Raw genomic sequence first — 19,735 nt, forward strand, 5'->3', positions numbered from 1 at the left:
TTGGTCTGGTCGTTGGGCTTGAGCCGGTTCTCGATCGCCCCGGCCACGTCCCCGTAGTCCGCCTGCCCGCCCTCGGCCTGGACGATGCTGGCCACCGTGAGGACCTGGTACTGCTGGTTCGGGTCCGTGATCCCGTCCTGCTTCAGCTCGTCCACCGTGGTCGAGACCAGCTTGGCCAGGATGTCCTTGGCCGAGGTCCCCACCGGGAACCGGTACTCCCCCGGGGCCAGATAGCCCTCCAGGCTCTTGGCCTTGGCCGGCAGCCCGAAGTCCCCCGGCTTCGCATTGAGCGCATCGAGGTCCTTGCGGTCAACCGAGGCCGCCTTCGCGATCGCATCGAGCGAGTCCCCCACCCGCATCCCCGCACTCAGCGCGAAGTAGACCACCTTCGCGCTGTCCGTGCCGGCCAGGATCGCCGCAGCATCCGAGGCCTTCATCTCCTTCTTGAACGTGTAGTCCCCGGGATGGAGGTCGCCGCCTGCGGCGGCGAAGGCCTTGAGGAAGGTACCCGCGTCCGCGATCACGTCCTGCTGCTTCAGGGAGCTGGCCACGGCGGCCGGACCGGATCCGGGCTGGACGGTCACCATGACAGAGCCCGAGCCGGGGCCCGGATAGTCCGTAACCTGGTCGATGCCCAGGAGCGGCTTGAGGAACTGGACCCCGATCAGCGCCGCTCCGACGAAGAGCGCGAGCGCGAGGGTGAGCCCGATGAGGACGCGGAACCGGCGGGACCGCCGGGAGGGCCTGGGCGCGACGGGCTCGCCGAAGACCCCGTGGCCGGGATCGAGGGGAAGCGAGATGTCGAGCGGGTGGTCGTCCTCGGCGAGGGCATGGTGGCCGTGGTCGGCCGCCCCCAGGAAGTCGGCACCGTGGGAGTCGTCATGCAGTCCGAGGCCGGAATCGTCCCAGGGGGCGTCGCCGGCCGGTGCGTGGGCAGGGGCGGCCTCGGGCTCGAGGACGGCGGGACCGGCCGCGCCGCGGGTGAAGGCCTGCGCGGCAGCGGGGAACACGTTGCGGCGGATGGGCGCGTCCTCGGACGGCGCGGGGACCCGGTCCACGAGCCGGGTGGCGGGCTGGGCCTCGGGCACGGCGGGCAGGTAGGAGGTGGCCGCGGGGTCGGTCGTGCCCGTGGAGGGCGCCCTTCCGGCGGCGGTCGGCCGCCCCGGGGACGCGTCGGCCGCGGGGCGTGCAGCGGGCACGGGTGCGGGCAGGACTGAGGGTGCGCCTGATTCGGCGGAGGGGATGGCCGACGGCGGGGAGTACACGGGGGCCTGGGAGCCGGACGACGGCGGGTAGGCGCCCCAGCCCATCGTGGCGGAGGTCGGGGGGACGGCCGAGTCGGACGTCTCGAAGGAGCGGGCGCGGCGGCGCCCATGCGGGGTGCCGGCGCGGGAGGCCTCGGCGTCCGCGGTCGCGCCGTCCCGGGCTGGGGAGGCCGCGCTCGGTGTCGGGGCGCTGTTCTGCGGCGGGCGGACCTGGGATGGCACGGTGTCCCACCCCGTGCCATCCCCGGTCGTCGCGGCCGGCTCTGCCGCCTTCGCCGCTCCGCCGGACGCGGAGGCGGACCGTGGGAAGGCGGAGGGAGGAGGAGTGCCGGCACGCCGCTGGGGAGCGAGCAGCCGCTGCTGCTCCTCTTGACGGGCGCGCTCCCGCTCGCGGATCTCGCGGCGGGTCAAGGGCCGGTCAGGCACGGCCGGGGTCGTGTTGTCCTGGGGGTCCATTCTCGCTAGCCTCTCACATCCGAGTCGTCGCCGCGGGTCTCCCCATTCCGCGGATCCGGGACGCCCACAGGGTCGCCGGCCTCGCCGCGGCCACGGATCAGGTCCAGCGCGTGCTGGAGTATACCCACCGCCGCCATCTGGTCCACCACTCTACGTTGTTCGCGAGAGTCCATGCCCGCGGCCCGCAGGCTGCGCTGGGCCTCGACAGTGCTGAACCGCTCATCCACGAGCCGCACGCCGCATGGGGTGCCGGCCGCGTCGAGGACGACGGCGAGGCGTTCGGCGAACGCCCTCGCCAGTTCCGCCGAGTGGGTCTCCCGGCCGGCGAGCGTCCTCGGCAGGCCGACGAAGACCTCGACCGCGCCTCGGGAGGCTGCTTCCTTGGCCAGGACCGTGATGTCGCTGTTGCGCTTCGGGTCGCGGGCCAGGGTCTTCAGCGGCGTGGGGAGGATGCCGTCGGGGTCGCACACGGCGACGCCGACCCGCACGGTGCCCACGTCAGCGGCGAGCCTCACGCCGCGCGGGAAGGGCCGCTCTTCGTGATGGGGGGTAGTCATAGGCGGCGCCCGCTAGCGCTGGGCGACCGCTGCTGCGATCGCCCCCAGCGCGTCGACGATCTTCGACGGGTCGGTGCCGCCGCCCTGGGCCACATCGTCCTTGCCGCCGCCGCCGCCGCCGAGGATCCCGGCGGCCGTGCGCACGAGGGCACCGGCCCTGACGCCGGCGGAGCGGGCTTCCTCGTTGGTGGCGACGAGGACCGCGGGGCGGCCCTTGGCGATGCCGGCCACCGCGACCGCGGCCGCGCCCGAGCCGAGCCGGGCCCGGAGGTCCAGCGCGAGCGCCCGCAGCTCATCCGCGGAACCGAGCTCGCCGGCGTCGTGCGTGATGAGGCGGACCCCGGCGACGTCCTTGGCGGTGCCCACGAGGGCGGCCGCGGAGGCTGCCAGCTTCTCCTTGCGGAGCCGCTCGAGTTCCTTCTCGGCCGTCTTGAGCTTCTCGAGCGTCGCCGAGATGCGGTCGGTGAGCTGCGCCGAGGGCACCTTGAACATCTCGCTGAGCTCGGAGACGAGGGCCCGCTCGGCGGCCTGATGCCGGAACGCGTCCAGACCCACGTAGGCCTCGACACGGCGGTTGCCCGAACCGACGGACTGCTCGCCGAGCATGGTCAGGCTGCCGATGAGCGCGGTGGAGCCGACGTGCGTGCCGCCGCAGAGCTCCATCGACCACGGCCCGTTGATCTCCACGACGCGCACGCGCGAGCCGTAGTTCTCGCCGAACAGTGCCATGGCTCCGGCGGCCCGCGCCTCGGCCAAAGGCATCTCGGCGGTGTTGACCACGAAGTTGTCGCGGATCGCGAGGTTCGCGACCTCCTCGATCTCGCTCCTGGCCGCGCCGGAGAGCTGCTCGCCCCAGGCGAAGTCGAAGCGCAGGTAGCCGGCCTTGTTGAAGGAGCCGCGCTGGACGGCCTCCGGCCCGAGGATCTGGCGTAGAGCAGCGTGGACGAGGTGCGTGGCGGTGTGCGCCTGCTCGGCCCCGTGGCGCCGCTCGCGGTCGACGGCGGTGCGCACCAGGGCCTCGGCGCTCAGCTCGCCCTCGCGCACGATCCCCTTGTGGACGGAGAGGCCCTTGATCGGGCGCTGGACGTCGAGCACCTCGACGAGCACGCCGTCGGCGCTGATCAGCCCGCGGTCGGCGGCCTGTCCGCCGGCCTCGGCGTAGAACGGCGTCTCCTCGAGGACGATCTCCACCTCCTCGCCCGCGGAGGCGCGGTCGACGCGGGAGCCGGCGGAGACGAGGCCCCGGATCCGGGACTCGCCTGCGAGCTCGGTGTAGCCGGTGAAGACGGTGTCTCCGGCGGCGTGCAGCTCCTGGAAGAGGGTGAGGTCGGCATGGCCGGACTTCTTCTCCTTGGCATCCTTGCGGGCACGCTGGCGCTGGTCCTCCATGAGGGCCCGGAAGGCGGTCTCGTCGACGGAGACCCCGGCCTCCTCGGCCATCTCGAGGGTCAGGTCGATGGGGAAGCCGTAGGTGTCATGGAGCGTGAAGGCCTCCTCGCCGGACAGCGGCGAACCGGCCGCCTTCGAGGCCCGCACGGCGTCGTCGAGGCGCGCAGTGCCGGCGGCGATGGTGCGCAGGAAGGCCCTCTCCTCGCCGTAGGCGATGCGGCTGATCCGGTCGAAGTCCTTCTCGACCTGCGGGTAGACGCCCTTCATGGCGTCGCGCGAGGCCGGCAGCAGCTCGGGCAGCACGGGCTTGTCGACGCCGAGCAGCCGCATGGCCCGCACCGCGCGCCGGATGAGGCGCCGGAGCACGTAGCCGCGCCCCTCGTTGGAGGGGCTGACCCCGTCGGCGATGAGCATGAGGGCGCTGCGGACGTGGTCTGCGACGACGCGCATGCGGACGTCGTCGGTGTGGTGCGGGTCGTCGGCGGTCTCGGCGGAGGTGTACTCCTTGCCCGAGAGCTCGGCCGCCTTGTCGATCACGGGGCGGACCTGGTCGGTCTCGTACATGTTCTCGACGCCCTGGAGGATCATCGCGAGGCGCTCCATCCCGAGGCCGGTGTCGATATTCTTCTTGGGCAGCTCTCCGACGATGTCGAAGTCGACCTTCGAGCGCACGTTCTCGATCTGGTACTGCATGAACACGAGGTTCCAGATCTCGATGTAGCGGTTGTCGTCCGCCGCCGGACCGCCCTCGACGCCGTAGGCGGGGCCACGGTCGTAGTAGATCTCGGAGCAGGGGCCCGCGGGACCGGGCTGGCCGGTGGACCAGTAGTTGTCGCTCTTGCCCATGCGCTGGATGCGCTCGGCCGGGATGGAGGTGTGCGTGAGCCAGAGGCTGGCGGCCTCGTCGTCGTCCTCGTAGACGGTGACCCACAGCTTCTCGGCCGGCAGTCCGTAGCCCCCGTCGTCGACGCTCTTCGTCAGCAGGTCGAACGCGAAGCGGATCGCGTCCTCCTTGAAGTAGTCCCCGAAGGAGAAGTTGCCGCACATCTGGAAGAAGGTGCCGTGGCGGGCGGTCTTGCCGACCTCCTCGATGTCCCCCGTCCGGATGCACTTCTGCACACTCGTCGCGCGCGGGAAGGGGGGCTCCTCGCGGGCGGTGAGGTAGGGGATGAAGGGGACCATGCCGGCCACCGTGAACAGCAGGGAGGGGTCGCTCGAGACGAGCGACGCCGAGGGCACCGCCGTGTGCCCCTTGCTGACGAAGTAGTCGATCCAGCGTCGGGTGATCTCGTGCGACTTCATGGGCGTGTTCTTCAACCTTCTCTACGAGTGGACGCGGCGCGCCGCGGCGCCGGACGGCCAGCGACCCCGCGCACCGGTGGGCGCGGATGCCTTCATCAATTCTAGGCGCGGGAGCTAGTCCTGCAGGCCGAGGCCCTGGCGCAGCTCCCCTTCGCGCTCCGCCATCCCCGTGCGCACCTGGTCCGCGAAGTGCGCCACGCTGTCGGCGAGCGAGGCGACGGCCCGGTTGATGCCCCCGGGCGAGGCGAGCGAGCGGGCCGCGGCGATCTTCTGGTAGGCGACGGCGCCGAGCGCCACACCCACGGACAGCCACACGATGCGCTTCACGACGGTTTCCCTTCCTTGGTTGCTGCCGGGGGTGCCGGTCAGCGGCTGCGGCGGCCGGAGGCGCGGGGCGTCCTCTGCCGCTGGGCGAAGGCCGACCGGACGCCGTACGAGAACGCGGCAACCTTCACGAGCGGGGACCCGACCGTGGCCGCGACGAGCGAGGCCAGCGCCGAGACGTTCGCAGTGGTGTCCGAGACGTTGGAGGCGATCCCGTCGACCTTCTTGAGCTGCTCGTGGGTGGTGGTGACGGTCATGGTCACCTCGTCCATGAGGGGGGTGGCGCCGTCGGCGAGGGTGCGGATCGAGGCGCGGAGCTCGTCGAGCACGCGCCCGAGCTTCAGGATCGGCACGGCCAGCAGGGCCACGAGCACCGCGAAAACGCCTGCGGCGATGAGTCCTGCGATGTCCCCTCCGGACACGGTTCCTCCTCCCGGCGCACGGCTCGCCCGCGCACCCTCTGGCTACCTTACACACGCGAGGAGCCCGCGGCGCGCGCCGCGGGCTCCTCGAACTGGCCCGTCCGCCCGGGGGCGGGACAGATCAGCGGGCGTAGTACTCGACGACGAGCTGCTCTTCGCAGGTCACCGGGATCTCGGTCCGCTTGGGGCGGCGGACGAGGCGGGCCTGGAGGGACTCGAGCTTGACGTCGAGGTAGCCGGGGACGGCCGGCAGGACGTCGCGGTGGGCGCCGGCAGCGGCGACCTGGAACGGCGTCATGGTCTCGGAGCGCTGGTGCACGCCGATGAGCTGGCCCTCGGCGACGCGGAAGGACGGGCGGTCCACGCGGGCACCGTCGACGGTGATGTGGCGGTGCACGACCAGCTGGCGGGCCTGGGCGATGGTGCGGGCGAACCCGGCACGGAGCACGAGGGCGTCGAGGCGCATCTCGAGGAGCTCGATGAGGTTCTCACCGGTGAGGCCCTTGGTGCGCTTGGCCTCCTCGAAGGCGCGGGTCATCTGCGCCTCGCGGATGCCGTACTGTGCGCGGAGGCGCTGCTTCTCGCGGAGGCGGACCGCGTAGTCCGAGTCCTGCTTCTTGCGGGCGCGGCCGTGCTCACCGGGGCCGTACGGGCGGCGCTCCATGTACTTGGCGGCCTTGGGGGTGAGGGCGAGGCCGAGAGAGCGCGAGAGGCGCGTCTGACGGCGGGCACGAGTGCTAGACACGTGTGTCCTTTCATTGTGCCGCGGCGTGTGGATTCCTGGCCTCCCGAGATGGAGAGCATTGGCCCGCGACTGCCTTCTGCTACCGACGGGCGCACCCCACGCAGGGGGCAGCGGCCCGGACGTGCCAGACGGTCATCCAGCCTAGCACGGCTGCGGGGCGTCAGCTGCCGCGGACGATCCCGCGCAGGCGCTCGACCCGGGCCTGCAGCTCGCGCTCGGCGCCGTTGGCCGTGGGCACGTAGTAGTCCTTGCCCACCAGGTCGTCCGGCGGGTACTGCTGGCGGGCCACCGAGTGCGGGGCGTCGTGGGCGTACCGGTAGCCCTTGCCGTGCCCGATCCGCTCCGCTCCCGCGTAGTGCGCGTCGCGCAGGTGCGGCGGGATGCCGGTGCCGAGGCCGGCGCGGACGTCGGCGATGGCCGCGTTGATGCCCTGGTAGGCGGCGTTGGACTTCGGGGCGGTGGCGAGGTGGACCACGGCCTCCGCGAGCACGATCCGGCCCTCGGGCATGCCGATCAGCTGGACGGCCTGGGCCGCCGCGACCGCGGTCTGGAGTGCGGTGGGGTCCGCCATTCCGATGTCCTCCGCGGCCGAGATGACGATCCGGCGCGCGATGAAGCGCGGGTCCTCCCCCGCCTCGACCATCCGGGCCAGGTAGTGCAGGGCCGCGTCGACGTCGGAGCCGCGGATCGACTTGATGAACGCGCTCACCACGTCGTAGTGCATGTCCCCCGCGCGGTCGTACCGCACGGCGTGGGCGTCGACCGCCTTCTCGGTGTGGGCCACCTCGACGGTGACCGGTCCGGGCTCTGGCTCGTCGTCGCGCGCCTGGCCGAGCGCGACGGCGGCCGCCGCCTCGAGCGCGGTGAGCGCGCGCCGCGCATCGCCGCCCGCCAGGCGCACGAGGTGCTCCGCGGCGTCGTCCGAGAGCCTCACGGCGCCGCCGAGGCCGCGCGGATCCGTCGCCGCCCGCTCCACGAGGCCGCGGATGTCCTGGTCGGTGAGGGGCCGCAGCGTGAGCAGGAGGGAGCGGGAGAGCAGCGGCGAGATGACCGAGAACGAGGGGTTCTCCGTGGTCGCCGCGACGAGGACGACCCAGCGGTTCTCGACCCCGGGGAGGAGCGCGTCCTGCTGTGCCTTGGTGAAGCGGTGGATCTCGTCCAGGAACAGCACCGTGGTGGTGCGGTGCAGGTCGCGCGCGGTGAGGGCCTCGTCCATGACGCGGCGGACGTCCTTGACCCCGGCCGTGATCGCGGACAGCTCGACGAACTTCCGGCCCGGACCGCGGGCGATCACGTGGGCCAGCGTCGTCTTGCCGGTCCCAGGGGGGCCCCAGAGGATCACCGAGCTGGGTCCGGTCACGGACTGGGTGCCGCCCCCGGACGCGGCCCCCGCCGCCAGCTGGCGCAGCGGGGAGGCCGCGCCCAGCAGGTGCTGCTGGCCGACGACCTCGTCGAGCGTGCGCGGACGCATGCGGACAGCGAGCGGGCTTCGCTGGGCGTCGCGGGCCGCCTTCGCGGCGCGTCCGCCCGCGACGGACGACGGCGCGTCCTCGCCGCCGCTGTCGCCGTCACCGGAACCGAACAGATCTTCCATTGCCACTACGCTACCTCCGCGCGCCGACACTCAAGGACGGGCGCCCACGGCGAAGGCGCGGGTCCCAGTGGGAGCCGCGCCTTCGCCGTCGTGCGCTGCCGATCAGGCGGGGAGGCTGGCCTCGGAGCCCTTCTTCGGCTCCGGCTTGGCGTCCACCCCGGCCTCCTTGCGCTGCTCCGGGGTGATCGGGGCGGGCGCGGACGTGAGGGGGTCGAAGCCGCCACCGGTCTTCGGGAAGGCGATGACCTCCCGGATCGAGTCGACGCCTGCGAGGAGCGCGACGACCCGGTCCCAGCCGAACGCGATGCCGCCGTGCGGCGGGGCGCCGTACTTGAAGCCCTCGAGGAGGAAGCCGAACTTCTCCTGGGCCTCGTCGGCGCCGATGCCCATGACCTTGAACACGCGCTCCTGGATGTCGCGCCGGTGGATGCGGATGGAGCCGCCGCCGATCTCGTTGCCGTTGCACACGATGTCGTAGGCGTAGGCCAGCGCCTCGCCCGGGTCGGTGTCGAACGTGTCGAGGAACTCGGGCTTGGGCGAGGTGAAGGCGTGGTGCACGGCCGTCCAGGCGGAGTAGCCGAGCGCGACGTCGCCGGAGGCCTTGGCGTCGGCCGATGCCTCGAACAGCGGAGCGTCGACCACCCACACGAAGGCCCAGTCGGACGGGTCGATGAGCCCCGTGCGGTGCCCGATCTCCACCCGCGCGGCGCCCAGCAGCGCCCGCGAGGGGCCCTGCTCGCCGGCGGCGAAGAAGATGCAGTCCCCCGGCTCGGCGCCGACGGCGGCAGCGAGGCCCTCGCGCTCGGCGTCGGTGAGGTTCTTCGCCACGGGGCCCGCGAGCTCCCCGTCCTCCTTGTAGAGGACGTAGGCGAGGCCCTTCGCGCCCCGCTGCTTGGCCCACTCCTGCCAGGCGTCGAGGGTACGCCGGGGCTGGGAGGCGCCGCCGGGCATGACCACCGCGCCCACATACGGGGCCTTGAAGACGCCGAAGGTCGTGTCCTTGAAGTACTCGGTCAGGTCGGTCAGCTCGAGCCCGAACCGCAGGTCCGGCTTGTCCGAGCCGTACTTGGCCATGGCCTCCGCGTAGGTCATCCGGCGGATCGGGGACGGCACCTCGACGTCGATGAGCTGCCACAGGGCCGCGACGATCCGCTCGCCGAGGGCGATGATGTCGTCCTGCTCGACGAAGCTGGCCTCGATGTCCAGCTGGGTGAACTCGGGCTGGCGGTCCGCGCGGAAGTCCTCGTCGCGGTAGCAGCGGGCGATCTGGAAGTACTTCTCGATCCCGCCGACCTGGAGGAGCTGCTTGAACAGCTGCGGGGACTGCGGGAGGGCGTACCACGAGCCCGGCGCGAGGCGGGCGGGCACGAGGAAGTCGCGGGCGCCCTCGGGGGTCGAGCGGGTCAGGGTCGGGGTCTCGACCTCGACGAAGTCCTCGCCGTGGAGCAGCTCGCGGGCCACGCGGTTCGCCTCCGACCGCAGCCGCATGGCGCGGGCGGGGCCGGGGCGCCGCAGGTCGAGGTAGCGGTGGCGCAGGCGCGCCTCCTCGCCGACCTCGACGTGCTCGTCGACCTGGAACGGCAGCGGATCGGCCGTGTTGAGGACCACCACCTTCTCGGCGATGACCTCGATCTCGCCCGTGGCGAGCTGCGGGTTCTCGTTGCCGGCCGGGCGGCGTTCCACGGTGCCGACCACCTGGAGGACGAACTCGTTGCGCAGGCCGTGGAAGACCTCTTCCTCCCGGACCACGACCTGGGCGACGCCCGTCGAGTCCCGCAGGTCGACGAAGGCCACCCCGCCGTGGTCTCGGCGGCGGGCCACCCAGCCCGCGAGGGTGACGGTCTGTCCGATGTGCTCGGGACGCAGCGTTCCGAGGCCGTGTGTGCGCAGCACAGCTCTTCTTTCAGTAGGGACGAGTGGTTCGGATCGAGTTTACCCGCAGCCCTCAGGCCGACGGCGCGGCCGCGATGCGCGGCACGAGGTCCTCGGCCGGCGGCATCCAGGAGTCGGGGTCGGCCGCGACCTGCTCGCCGGAGCGGATGTCCTTGACCTCGTGGGTGCCGTCGCCGTGGGTGAACCACACGAACGGGATCCCGCGGCGGTCCGCGTACTTGATCTGCTTGCCGAACTTCTCCGCCTTCGCCGCGACCTCGACCGCGATCCCCCGGCCGCGCAGCCTGGCGGCGATGCCCTGGGCGGCAGCCCATGCCTCGTCGTCGGCGAGCGTCACGAGCACGGCCGTGGGCACGGAGCGGCTCGCGGTCGCCAGGCCCTGGCTGAGGATGCGCGAGACGAGGCGGGTGACACCGATGGACAGCCCGACGCCGGGGAACTTGCGGGAGCCCTTCGTGGCCAGCGCGTCGTAGCGGCCGCCGGAGCAGATCGAGCCCAGCTGCTCGTGGCCCACGAGGACGGTCTCGTAGACCGTGCCGGTGTAGTAGTCGAGTCCGCGGGCGATGCTCAGGTCGGCGACGACTTTGCCGGGGGCCGCGGCGGAGGCCGCGGCGATGACCTCCTCGAGCTCCGCGAGCCCCTCGGCGAGGAGCTCGTCCTCCACCCCGAGCGCACGCACCTGGTCGGCGAAGGAGGTGTCCTCGGTCCGGATGGAGGCCAGTTCGAGCGCGGCCTTGGCCTGGTCCGGCGTGGCGCCGAGCTCCTCCTGCAGCAGCTCGGCGACCCGCTCCGGGCCGACCTTCTCGAGCTTGTCGATGCTGCGCAGCACCCCGGCGGTGTCCGTCAGCCCGATGCCGCGGTAGAACCCCTCGGCCAGCTTTCGGTTGTTGATCCGCAGCCGGAACGGCGGGATCGGCAGCGCGGAGAGCGCCTCGGCGATCACCAGCGCCAGCTCCACGTCGTAGCGGAAGGGCAGCTCGCCGTCGCCCACCACGTCGATGTCCGCCTGGGTGAACTCCCGCGCCCGGCCCTCCTGCGGACGCTCCCCGCGCCAGACCTTCTGGATCTGGTACCGGCGGAACGGGAAGGCGAGGTAGCCGGCGTTCTCCACGACATAGCGGGCGAACGGCACGGTCAGGTCGAAGTGGAGGGCGAGGGCGTTCGCGTCGTCCCGGCTCGCCGAGTCCTCATCGTCCTGCAGCCGCGACAGGCCGTAGACCTCCTTGTCGATCTCGCCCTTGCGCAGCAGCTGGCCGACGGTCTCCACCGCGCGGGTCTCGATCGACGCGAAGCCGTGCAGCTCGAAGATGCGCCGGAGCGTGTCGAGCACATGGAGTTCCACGAGCCTCTCCTGCGGAAGCCACTCGGGGAATCCGGACAGCGAGGCGGTACGTGCCATGGGGGACAAACTCCTTGTGCGTAGACTGATTGCTGCACAAGTTTATGCGCCTGTTCAGGCACCCCGAGATGAGCGTGCGGATGGAGGACTGCCCGGTGGCCAAGCGGAACGTGCGTGAGGACCGCCGTCGCATCCAGCTCATGGACGCGAAGGCCGAGCTGCGCAGGAGCAAGGAGAAGCGGCGCCGGCGCGACAACACCGTCGCTGCCACGGCCGCCGCAGCGGCCGTCGTGCTCGCGGCCGTGCTGCAGGCAACGGTCTTCGCCTCCAACCCCACCGCTTCCGAGTACGCCGCCGCCCAGGCCGGGCTCGAGGCGCCGACCCCGAGCGCTGCCCCGAGCGCAGCCCAGACCAACGGGCCGCAGATCCCCAAGCCGGACACTGCCGCCGGCAAGACCTTCAGCGGCAGCCTCGTGCTCAACGGCAAGGACGTGGGCGTCGAGCTCGACGGCACGAAGGCGCCCCAGGCCGCCGCCGTCTTCTCCTCGCTGGGCCAGTCCGGTGCGCTCAACGGCCGGCAGTGCGGCAGGCTCACGACCGGCGCGGCCTTCGCCCTCCTGCAGTGCGGGCAGAAGGCCGACGGGTCCTCCGACCCCGCCTACACCTGGGGACCGCTGGAGAACACTCCCGCTGACGGCAAGTACCCGGCGGGCACGATCGCGGTCGCCCGGACGGCAGGCAACGCCTACGGGAACGGCCAGGAGTTCTTCATCGTGTACAAGGACACGACCATTCCTGCGGACAGCGCCGGCGGCTACACGATCGTGGGCCGCGTGACCTCCGGCCTCGACGTGGTCCAGGCGATCGCCGCCAAGGGCGTCAAGACGGGCAATGACGGGGCTCCCGTGACGCCAGTCACGATAGACTCGTTCACGGTGAAGTGACGTGGGCTGCCGGTACCCCGGCAGCCCCATCCGAAGGACAAACCACAATCGAAAGAGTTCTAGCGGTGACCGAAAGTCAGAAATCCGACGACACCGCGGCCGCAACGGCCGCATCCGTTCCGTCCCCCGCCGCGCTCGCGGCCAAGCTCAAGCCGGCTGCGCCGGCCGCGCCCTCCCCTGCCCCCGCCGTCGCCACCGTTACGGCTGCGGCGCCGGTCTCGCTCGCCGAGGCGTCCAAGTGGGGCCGCGTCGAGGGCGACGGGCACGTCTTCCTCACGATCGACGGCGAGGAGCACCCCGTCGGGCAGTACCCGGGAGTCTCCGCAGACGAGGCGCTGGCCTACTTCGCCCGCAAGTACGAGGACGTCCTCGCCCAGATCGTGCTCCTCGAGCAGCGCGTGGCCTCCCACGCCGCCGTGGCCGACGTCCGCAAGGCCGCGTCCCATCTTCGCGCCCAGCTCGCCGAGCGGTCGATGGTCGGCGACGTGCGGGCAGCCGAGGGCCGCCTCGACGCCCTCGAGCAGTCGCTCGTCCAGGCGGAGGCCGCCGAGAAGGCCCAGCATGAGGCAGCGCGGGCCGAGGAGCTCGCACGGCGCGAGGCCATCGTGTCCGAGGCCGAGCAGATCAGCGGCCAGGACCCCGAGCGGACGCAGTGGAAGTCGAGCGGGGCCCGGATGAACGAGCTCTTCGAGGAGTGGAAGGCGTCCCAGAAGTCCGGGCTTCGGCTCGGGCGCGCCGCCGAGGACGCGCTGTGGAAGCGCTTCCGGGCAGCCCGGACCCAGTTCGACCGGCACCGCCGCGCGTACTTCTCCCAGCTGGACAGCATCAATGCCCAGGCGAAGTCCGTGAAGGAGCGGCTCATCGCCGAGGCCGAGACGCTCCAGACCTCCACCGACTGGGGCTGGGCGGCCGGCGAGTACCGCCGCCTCATGGAGGAGTGGAAGGGTGCTCCGCGCGCGAGCCGCAAGGAGGATGACGCCCTCTGGGTCCGCTTCCGCGCCGCCCAGAACGTGTTCTTCGAGGCGCGCCAGGCCGCCAACGACGCCGTGGACAGGGAGTACTCGTCCAACCTGAAGGTCAAGGAGGCGCTCCTCGCGGAGGCCCAGCAGATCCTTCCGGTGCAGGACCTGAACGCGGCCAAGAAGGCGCTCCAGTCCGTCCGCGACCGGTGGGAAGAGGCTGGCCGCGTGCCGCGGGCCGACATGGGCCGCATGGAATCGGGGCTCCGCCGGATCGAGGATGCTGTGGCGCAGGCCGAGCACGAGAACTGGCGCCGGACCGATCCCGAGACGAAGGCCCGCACCGACTCCGCCCTGAGCCAGCTCGAGGCGTCGATCACGACCCTCGAGGAGGAGCTGGCCGCGGCCCAGTCGAAGGGGGACGCCCGCGCCACCGCGAAGGCCCAGGAGGCGCTCGACGCACGGCGCCTCTGGCTCACGACCCTGCAGAAGTCCGCCGGCGAGCTCGGCTGAGCCCGCTCCGCTCCCTGTCGAGGGCCCGGGCCGCCACGCGGTTCCGGGCCCTCGGCGCATCCGCGGGACGGCCGGTTGTCCACAGGTCTCGGCCGGGGCGCGCGCCCACGGGACTCCGGCGGGCATGATGGCCGTATGCCTGATTCCCTCCTCCCCCGCGGCACGGGCCTCGGCGGTCCGCCCGTGCTCACGGCCGGCCGGCCGTTCAGCGCGGTCGAGCTGCAGGCGATGGAATCCGACGGGGTGGTCCGCCGGATCCTCGCCCAGGTGTATGTGCCCGCGGCGGTGCGGACGACGTCCCAGCTCAGGGCGCGGGCCCTGGCACAGACGCTGACGCCGCGGGTCCGCGAACGGACCGTCGCGGGGCGGATGACGGCGGCGTGGATCCTCGGGTGCGCGCCGGCCCCGGAGCGGCCGGTCATGCTCGTCGAGAGCACCCGGCGGCTCGCCCGGCTGGGCACCGGGGACCGGCTCCTGGTGCACGAGGTGCGTTTCGGGGAACTCGACGTCGTCGACATCGCCGGGCTGAAGGTGACGAGCGGGCTCCGCACCGCGATCGACCTCGCCCTCCACTGCGAGGAGCGCGCGGCACTGCCCGTCCTGCGGCGCCTGCTCGGCCATCCTGGGCTGGGGCTCACGGCAGCCCTCGTGTCCGCGGGACTGGAAGAGATGCCCCGGCAGCCGCACAAGGACAGGGCGCGCGGCGTGCTCGGCCGGCTCGGCTAGGTGCGGCGCCGGTTGCCGGTGGTGCGGTAGACGTCGAAGACGCCGTCGATGCGGCGCACGGCCCCCAGCACGTGGCTGAGGTACTTGGGATCGCCCATCTCGAACGCGAAGCGCGAGACGGCCAGCCGGTCGGTGGAGGTGTGCACGTGCGCGGAGAGGATGTTCACGTGGTTCTCGGAGAGCACGCGGGTGACGTCCGAGAGCAGGCTCTTGCGGTCGAGCGCCTCGACCTGGATCTCGACGAGGAACACGCTGGACTGCGTGGGTGCCCATTCGACGTCCACCATCCGGTCCGGCTCGGCGCGCAGGGTGGCGATGTTCGTGCAGTCGGTCCGGTGCACCGAGACCCCGGAACCGCGCGTGACGAACCCGATGATCGGGTCCGGCGGCACCGGCGTGCAGCAGCGGGCCAGCTTGACCCAGACGTCGCCGACGCCCTTCACGATCACGCCCGAGTTCGAGTACTTGGGCGGGATGCTGCCCTTGGTGGGCGCGATGGTCTCGGCGATGTCCTCGGCCGCGCCCGCCGCACCCCCGAGGCTGTCCACCAGCTTCTCCACGACCGACTGTGCCGACGCGTGGCCGTCGCCGATCCCGGCGTAGAGCCCGGCGATGTCCTGGTAGCGGAACTCCTGGGCCACGGCGAGCAGCGCGTCGTGGCTGAGCAGCCGCTGGAGCGGCAGGTTCTGCTTGCGCATCGCGCGGGTGAGCAGCTCCTTGCCCTTGTCGATGGCCTCCTCGCGGCGCTCCTTCGAGAACCACTGCCTGATCTTGTTGCGGGCACGGGCGCTCTTGACGAAGTGCTGCCAGTCCTGGCTGGGGCCGGCGCCCTCGGCCTTGGACGTGAAGATCTCGACCCAGTCGCCGTGGTTGAGCTCGCTGTTGAGCGGGACGAGCTTGCCGTTGACCCTGGCGCCGATGGTCCTGTGGCCCACCTCGGTGTGCACCGCGTAGGCGAAGTCGACCGGCGTCGACCCTGCGGGCAGGGCCATGACCTCGCCCTTGGGCGTGAAGACGAAGACTTCCTTCGCGTTGATCTCGAACCGCAGCGAGTCGAGGAACTCCCCCGGGTCGGAGGTCTCCTGCTGCCAGTCCACGAGCGAGCGGAGCCAGCCCATCTCGGAGGCCTTGCCGTCGGGCGTGTGGCTCTGGGCGCGCGGCTGGTCCTTGTACTTCCAGTGCGCAGCGACGCCGTACTCGGCGCGCCGGTGCATCTCGTGCGTGCGGATCTGGATCTCGACCGGCTTCCCGCTGGGCCCGATCACGGTCGTGTGGAGCGACTGGTACATGTTGAACTTCGGCATCGCGATGTAGTCCTTGAACCGGCCCGGGAGCGGGTTCCACCGCGCATGCAGGGTGCCCAGCACCGCATAGCAGTCGCGCACCGAGTCGACCAGAACGCGCACGCCCATGAGGTCGTTGATGTCGTCGAATTCCTTCTGGCGGACGATCATCTTCTGGTAGATCGAGTAGTAGTGCTTGGGACGTCCGGTGATCTCGGCCTTGATCTTGGCAGCGCGCAGGTCGTCGGCGATCTGGGCGCGGATCACCGAGAGCTGCTTCTCACGCTCGGGTGTGCGCGCCCCCACCATGCGCACGATCTCCTCGTACACCTTGGGGTAGAGCGCGGCGAAGGAGAGGTCCTCGAGTTCCCACTTGATGGTGTTCATGCCGAGCCGGTGCGCGAGCGGCGCGAAGATCTCGAGCGTCTCGCGGGCCTTGCGGGCCGAGGACTCGGGCGAGACGAAGCGCCACGTGCGGGCGTTGTGCAGCCGGTCCGCGAGCTTGATGACGAGCACGCGGATGTCCTTGGCCATCGCCACGACCATCTTCCGCACGGTCTCGGACTGGGCGGCCTCGCCGAACTGGACCTTGTCGAGCTTCGTGACCCCGTCCACGAGCATCGCGACCTCGGGCCCGAAGTCCTTCTTCAGCTGCTCGAGCGTGTACGAGGTGTCCTCGACCGTGTCGTGCAGGAGTGCCGCCGCGAGCGTCGTCCCGGTCATGCCGAGCTCGGCGAGGATGGTGGCGACCGCGACGGGATGGGTGATGTAGGGGTCGCCGCTCTTGCGCTTCTGGCCCTGGTGGCTGCGTTCGGCCACCTCGTACGCGCGCTGGATGAGGTCGAAGTCCTCCCGCGGATTGTTGGCACGCACGGTGCGCAGCAGCGGCTCGAGGATCGGCGAGTGGGCGCTCGGCCCGCGTCCGGTCAGCCGCGCCAGGCGGGCGAAGGACCAGTCCCGGCGTCCGAGTGTGGGGCGCTCGAGCAGGCTGTTCCCGCCGACGCCGGCGGGCGCAGGGGCGGCCTGCGGTGCGGGGGACGCCGTGCGCGCGGGCGACGACGGGCCCCCGGTGCCGCTTCCCGCGGCACCGGGCGCCCCTGCCGGGGCCTGGGACGACGTCGGACGCTCCACCACCGAGGGGACCTCCATTCGTTGACGGGATTCCCTCAGTGTATGCCCCGCGCGGCTGCTCAGACGGCCGCGTTCGCCGAGGACCGACGCGCCTCGACGCGCTCCGCCTGCTTGCGGAGGCCGGGCTCCCGCTCGCGTAGCCCGGCGTACATCGGGGCGGCGATGAAGATCGTCGCCGCGGTGCCGATGAGGATGCCGACGAACAGCGCGAGCGAGAGGTCCCGCAGCGTGCCGGCGCCGAGCAGGCCGGCGCCGATGAAGAGGATCGCGGCGACGGGCAGCACGGCCACCATCATCGTGTTGATCGAGCGCACGAGGGTCTGGTTGACGGCGAGGTTGACCTCCTCGGCGAAGGTCCGGCGGGTCGAGGCCGTGATGTCGGCGGTGTTCTCGCGGATCTTGTCGAAGACCACCACGGTGTCGTAGAGCGAGTAGCTCAGGATCGTCAGGAACCCGATGATGGCCGAGGGCGTGACCTCGAACCCGCTGGCCGCGTAGACCCCGGCGGTGATGATCATCGTGACGAACATGCCGGTGAGCGCGGACAGCGACATCTTCCACGTGCGGAAGTACAGCGCCATGAGCACGGCGGCGAGGACCACGAAGATCACGAAGCCGAGCAGGGCCTGCTTGGACACGTCCGCTCCCCACGTCGGCCCGACGAACGAGGAGGTGACATGGTCGGCGGCGACCCCGTACGAGGCCGCGAGCTTGCCCTTCACCTCGAGGGTCTGGGTGTCGCTGAGCCGCTCCGTCTGGACCCGCATCGTCCCGGGCGCGATGTTGCTCACCCGGGGCTGGTTGCCGGGGGCCACGGAGTCCACGGCCTGCTCGCCGCGGTGGACATCGGTGGAGGCCGTGTCGGAGATCCGGAACTCGCTGCCGCCCCGGAACTCGATGCCGAGGTTGAACCCGCCGGTGAATACCGGGATGAGGATCGAGATCAGCACGAGCACCGCGGCCGTGCCGAGCCAGACCTTCTTGCGCTCCACGAAGGGGTAGGAGCGCTTGCCGGTGTAGAGCTCGTTGCCGAAGCGTGCGAAGAAGTTGGACATCAGTTCTCCTCCCCCGCGCCCTTGGACGCGCGGCCGCTCCGCCCGGAGGCCGCGGTCATCTCGGACTGCTTCTGAGCCTCAGCGGCGCGGCGCTCGGCGATGGTCATGCGCCGGCCGGCCTCGCGCGCGGCGGCGGCGTTCTTGGGCTTGAGGTTGGCCCTTGCGGCCTCGGAGGCCTCACGGAGCCGGCCGGCCCCGCGGTAGAGGGGCACGGCGCCGAGCCGTTCGGGGTCCAGGCCGGAGAAGCGGTGGCCCTCCCCGAAGAACCGGGTGCGGGCGAGCACCTGCAGCATCGGGTGGGTGAACATGAAGACGACGATGAGGTCGGCGATCGCGGTGAGGCCCAGGGTGAACGCGAAGCCGCGCACGTTTCCGACCGCGACGAAGTACAGCACGACCGCGGCGAGCAGGTTCACGGCCTTGGAGGCCAGGACCGTCCGCTTGGCGCGCTTCCACCCGTTCTCGACAGCGGAGACCAGGCCGCGGCCCTCGCGGAGCTCGTCGCGGATGCGCTCGAAGTAGACGATGAACGAGTCCGCCGTCTGGCCGATCGCGACGATGAGGCCCGCGACGCCTGCGAGGGACAGGCGATAGTTCTCGGTCCAGCCGAGGATGGCGATCGCGAGGTAGGTCAGCGCACCGGCGACCACGAGCGAGGCGATCGTGACGAAGCCGAGCGCGCGGTACTGGAACAGCGAGTAGATGACCACGAGGAGCAGGCCGATCGCGCCGGCGAGGAGGCCCATCTCGAGTTGCTGGGTGCCCAGCGTCGCCGAGATCTGGTCCTCGCTCTGGATCTCGAAGCTGATCGGCAGCGCGCCGTAGCGCAGCTGGTCCGAGAGCGCCTGGGCGCTCTGCTGGGTGAAGTTGCCGGTGATCTGCGGGCGGCCGTCGGTGATCACGGCCTGGGTCCGCGGCGCCGAGAGGACCCTGTCGTCCAGCACGATCGCGAACTGGGCCTTGGGGTCGTTCTGGTTGGCGACGTAGTAGCCGTTGAGCCGCTCGGTCACGGCCTTGAACTTCTGCGTGCCGGCGTCGTTGAACTGGATGTTCACGGCCCACTCGTTGGTGACGGCACCCTGCCGGCCCTGCTGGAGCTGGAAGGAGGAGCCGGCGATGTCCGTCCCGACGACCTCGACCGGGCCGAGGATGTACTTCGCGGCGGGCCGCGACCCGTCGGCGGGCTCGCAGGTCACGAGCGGCTTGTTCGGGTCCGAGCGCTGGGTGCTCTCGGGCTGCGGCTTGGTGCAGTCGAGCGCCTCGTACTGCTTGTAGACGTCCGCGGTGATCCAGTTGGTGTCGCTGGCGTTCTGGGGGGCCGCCGTCGGCTTCGGGAGCTTGTCGGGGGTGAGCCGCTGGTCCGCTGGGACCGCTGCTGGATCGCCGGTCGTGAGCACGGGCCTGAAGTTCATGTCCGCCGAGGCCTGGATGAGCTGGCGCGTCTCGGCGGACGGCGTGCCGGGGAGGCTCACCACCACGTTCCGTCCGGACTGCGTGCTGATCTCGGCCTCGGACACGCCCGAGCCGTCCACGCGCTGGCGGATGATCTCGACGGCCTGGTTGAGCTGGTCCTGGTTGATCTGCGAGCCGCCCGAGACCTTCGGGGCGAGGATCATCTCCGTGCCGCCCTCGAGGTCGAGGGCGAGCTTCGGCGCCCAGGACGCCTGCCCGGCCAGCTTTCCGCCGCCGAGGATGCCGACGAGGGCGAGCAGGATGACGCCGAGTGAGATGAGGGTCTTCAGTCCCGGCCGCGTGCGGGATCGTGCCATGGTGGTCCTTCGATGGGGGACGGCGCCGTGTCGGCGCGGGGCCGCCCGGCGATGGCCGGGCGGCGCGTT

At 71.6% G+C, this 19,735-nt stretch carries 15 protein-coding genes; 3 read left to right on the plus strand and 12 right to left on the minus strand.

Translation table 11 applies throughout. The annotated features are described in order from the left end of the window. From ACYVKZ_RS20035 to hisS, 9 genes are all read right to left on the minus strand, one after another. On the minus strand, positions 1 to 1,721 hold a 1,721-nt coding region (locus ACYVKZ_RS20035; RefSeq protein WP_460994123.1), incomplete at its 3' end, for an endolytic transglycosylase MltG. A gap of 5 nt (positions 1,722 to 1,726) precedes the next feature. After that, complete coding sequence (gene ruvX / locus ACYVKZ_RS20040) at positions 1,727 to 2,278, minus strand: Holliday junction resolvase RuvX (protein WP_460994125.1); 552 nt, start codon at positions 2,276 to 2,278, stop codon at positions 1,727 to 1,729. A gap of 12 nt (positions 2,279 to 2,290) precedes the next feature. Next, positions 2,291 to 4,969, minus strand: a complete 2,679-nt coding sequence (gene alaS, locus ACYVKZ_RS20045) for an alanine--tRNA ligase (RefSeq protein ID WP_460994127.1) — start codon at positions 4,967 to 4,969, stop codon at positions 2,291 to 2,293. 114 nt (positions 4,970 to 5,083) lie between these two features. Then, complete coding sequence (locus ACYVKZ_RS20050) at positions 5,084 to 5,296, minus strand: hypothetical protein (RefSeq protein WP_460994129.1); 213 nt, start codon at positions 5,294 to 5,296, stop codon at positions 5,084 to 5,086. A 38-nt stretch (positions 5,297 to 5,334) separates the two neighbouring features. Beyond that, positions 5,335 to 5,715 carry a DUF948 domain-containing protein gene (locus tag ACYVKZ_RS20055; protein WP_460994131.1) on the minus strand — a complete coding sequence of 127 codons (381 nt, stop codon included), beginning with the start codon at positions 5,713 to 5,715 and terminating at the stop codon, positions 5,335 to 5,337. A gap of 121 nt (positions 5,716 to 5,836) precedes the next feature. Next, positions 5,837 to 6,460, minus strand: a complete 624-nt coding sequence (gene rpsD, locus ACYVKZ_RS20060; RefSeq protein ID WP_307008082.1) for a 30S ribosomal protein S4 — start codon at positions 6,458 to 6,460, stop codon at positions 5,837 to 5,839. 160 nt (positions 6,461 to 6,620) lie between these two features. Next, entirely contained in the window at positions 6,621 to 8,054 is a 1,434-nt protein-coding gene (locus ACYVKZ_RS20065; RefSeq protein WP_460994134.1) for a replication-associated recombination protein A, read from the minus strand. 102 nt (positions 8,055 to 8,156) lie between these two features. Next, complete coding sequence (aspS, locus tag ACYVKZ_RS20070) at positions 8,157 to 9,947, minus strand: aspartate--tRNA ligase (RefSeq protein WP_460994136.1); 1,791 nt, start codon at positions 9,945 to 9,947, stop codon at positions 8,157 to 8,159. 52 nt (positions 9,948 to 9,999) lie between these two features. After that, a complete protein-coding gene (gene hisS, locus ACYVKZ_RS20075; protein WP_460994138.1) occupies positions 10,000 to 11,346 on the minus strand; it encodes a histidine--tRNA ligase in 1,347 nt (448 codons plus the stop codon). A 68-nt stretch (positions 11,347 to 11,414) separates the two neighbouring features. Here hisS and ACYVKZ_RS20080 point away from each other — a divergent pair, with 68 nt between their 5' ends. The 3 genes from ACYVKZ_RS20080 to ACYVKZ_RS20090 all read left to right on the plus strand — a co-directional run bounded on the left by ACYVKZ_RS20080 (position 11,415) and on the right by ACYVKZ_RS20090 (position 14,428). Next, positions 11,415 to 12,230, plus strand: coding sequence for a peptidylprolyl isomerase (locus tag ACYVKZ_RS20080; protein WP_460994140.1), 816 nt, complete (start codon positions 11,415 to 11,417; stop codon positions 12,228 to 12,230). Next, positions 12,227 to 13,702 (plus strand): DUF349 domain-containing protein, encoded by a 1,476-nt coding sequence (locus ACYVKZ_RS20085; RefSeq protein WP_460994142.1) that lies wholly within the window; start codon positions 12,227 to 12,229, stop codon positions 13,700 to 13,702. Before ACYVKZ_RS20080 ends, ACYVKZ_RS20085 begins: the two co-directional genes overlap by 4 nt. A 135-nt stretch (positions 13,703 to 13,837) precedes the next feature. After that, positions 13,838 to 14,428 carry a hypothetical protein gene (locus ACYVKZ_RS20090; RefSeq protein WP_460994144.1) on the plus strand — a complete coding sequence of 197 codons (591 nt, stop codon included), beginning with the start codon at positions 13,838 to 13,840 and terminating at the stop codon, positions 14,426 to 14,428. Here the strand turns inward: ACYVKZ_RS20090 and ACYVKZ_RS20095 are convergent. The 3 genes from ACYVKZ_RS20095 to secD are packed head-to-tail and all read right to left on the minus strand — an operon-like array spanning position 14,425 to position 19,666. Continuing rightward, positions 14,425 to 16,860 carry a RelA/SpoT family protein gene (locus tag ACYVKZ_RS20095; protein WP_460994146.1) on the minus strand — a complete coding sequence of 812 codons (2,436 nt, stop codon included), beginning with the start codon at positions 16,858 to 16,860 and terminating at the stop codon, positions 14,425 to 14,427. The genes ACYVKZ_RS20090 and ACYVKZ_RS20095 overlap by 4 nt on opposite strands. A 41-nt stretch (positions 16,861 to 16,901) precedes the next feature. Continuing rightward, positions 16,902 to 17,897, minus strand: a complete 996-nt coding sequence (gene secF, locus ACYVKZ_RS20100; protein ID WP_460994148.1) for a protein translocase subunit SecF — start codon at positions 17,895 to 17,897, stop codon at positions 16,902 to 16,904. After that, on the minus strand, positions 17,897 to 19,666 hold the full coding sequence (secD, locus tag ACYVKZ_RS20105; RefSeq protein ID WP_460994150.1) for a protein translocase subunit SecD: 1,770 nt from the start codon (positions 19,664 to 19,666) through the stop codon (positions 17,897 to 17,899). The genes secF and secD overlap by 1 nt, the downstream gene beginning before the upstream one ends. Between the last annotated feature and the right edge of the window lie 69 nt (positions 19,667 to 19,735).

This window comes from Sinomonas soli (assembly GCF_054782415.1).

Coding starts and splice junctions, on each gene's coding strand:
- ACYVKZ_RS20065 (WP_460994134.1), bottom strand. CDS start 8,054: ATGGAAGATCTGTTCGGTTCCGGTGACGGCGACAGCGGCGGCGAGGAC.
- secF (WP_460994148.1), bottom strand. CDS start 17,897: ATGTCCAACTTCTTCGCACGCTTCGGCAACGAGCTCTACACCGGCAAG.
- ruvX (WP_460994125.1), bottom strand. CDS start 2,278: ATGACTACCCCCCATCACGAAGAGCGGCCCTTCCCGCGCGGCGTGAGG.
- ACYVKZ_RS20090 (WP_460994144.1), top strand. CDS start 13,838: ATGCCTGATTCCCTCCTCCCCCGCGGCACGGGCCTCGGCGGTCCGCCC.
- alaS (WP_460994127.1), bottom strand. CDS start 4,969: ATGAAGTCGCACGAGATCACCCGACGCTGGATCGACTACTTCGTCAGC.
- hisS (WP_460994138.1), bottom strand. CDS start 11,346: ATGGCACGTACCGCCTCGCTGTCCGGATTCCCCGAGTGGCTTCCGCAG.
- ACYVKZ_RS20080 (WP_460994140.1), top strand. CDS start 11,415: ATGAGCGTGCGGATGGAGGACTGCCCGGTGGCCAAGCGGAACGTGCGT.
- ACYVKZ_RS20095 (WP_460994146.1), bottom strand. CDS start 16,860: ATGGAGGTCCCCTCGGTGGTGGAGCGTCCGACGTCGTCCCAGGCCCCG.
- secD (WP_460994150.1), bottom strand. CDS start 19,666: ATGGCACGATCCCGCACGCGGCCGGGACTGAAGACCCTCATCTCACTC.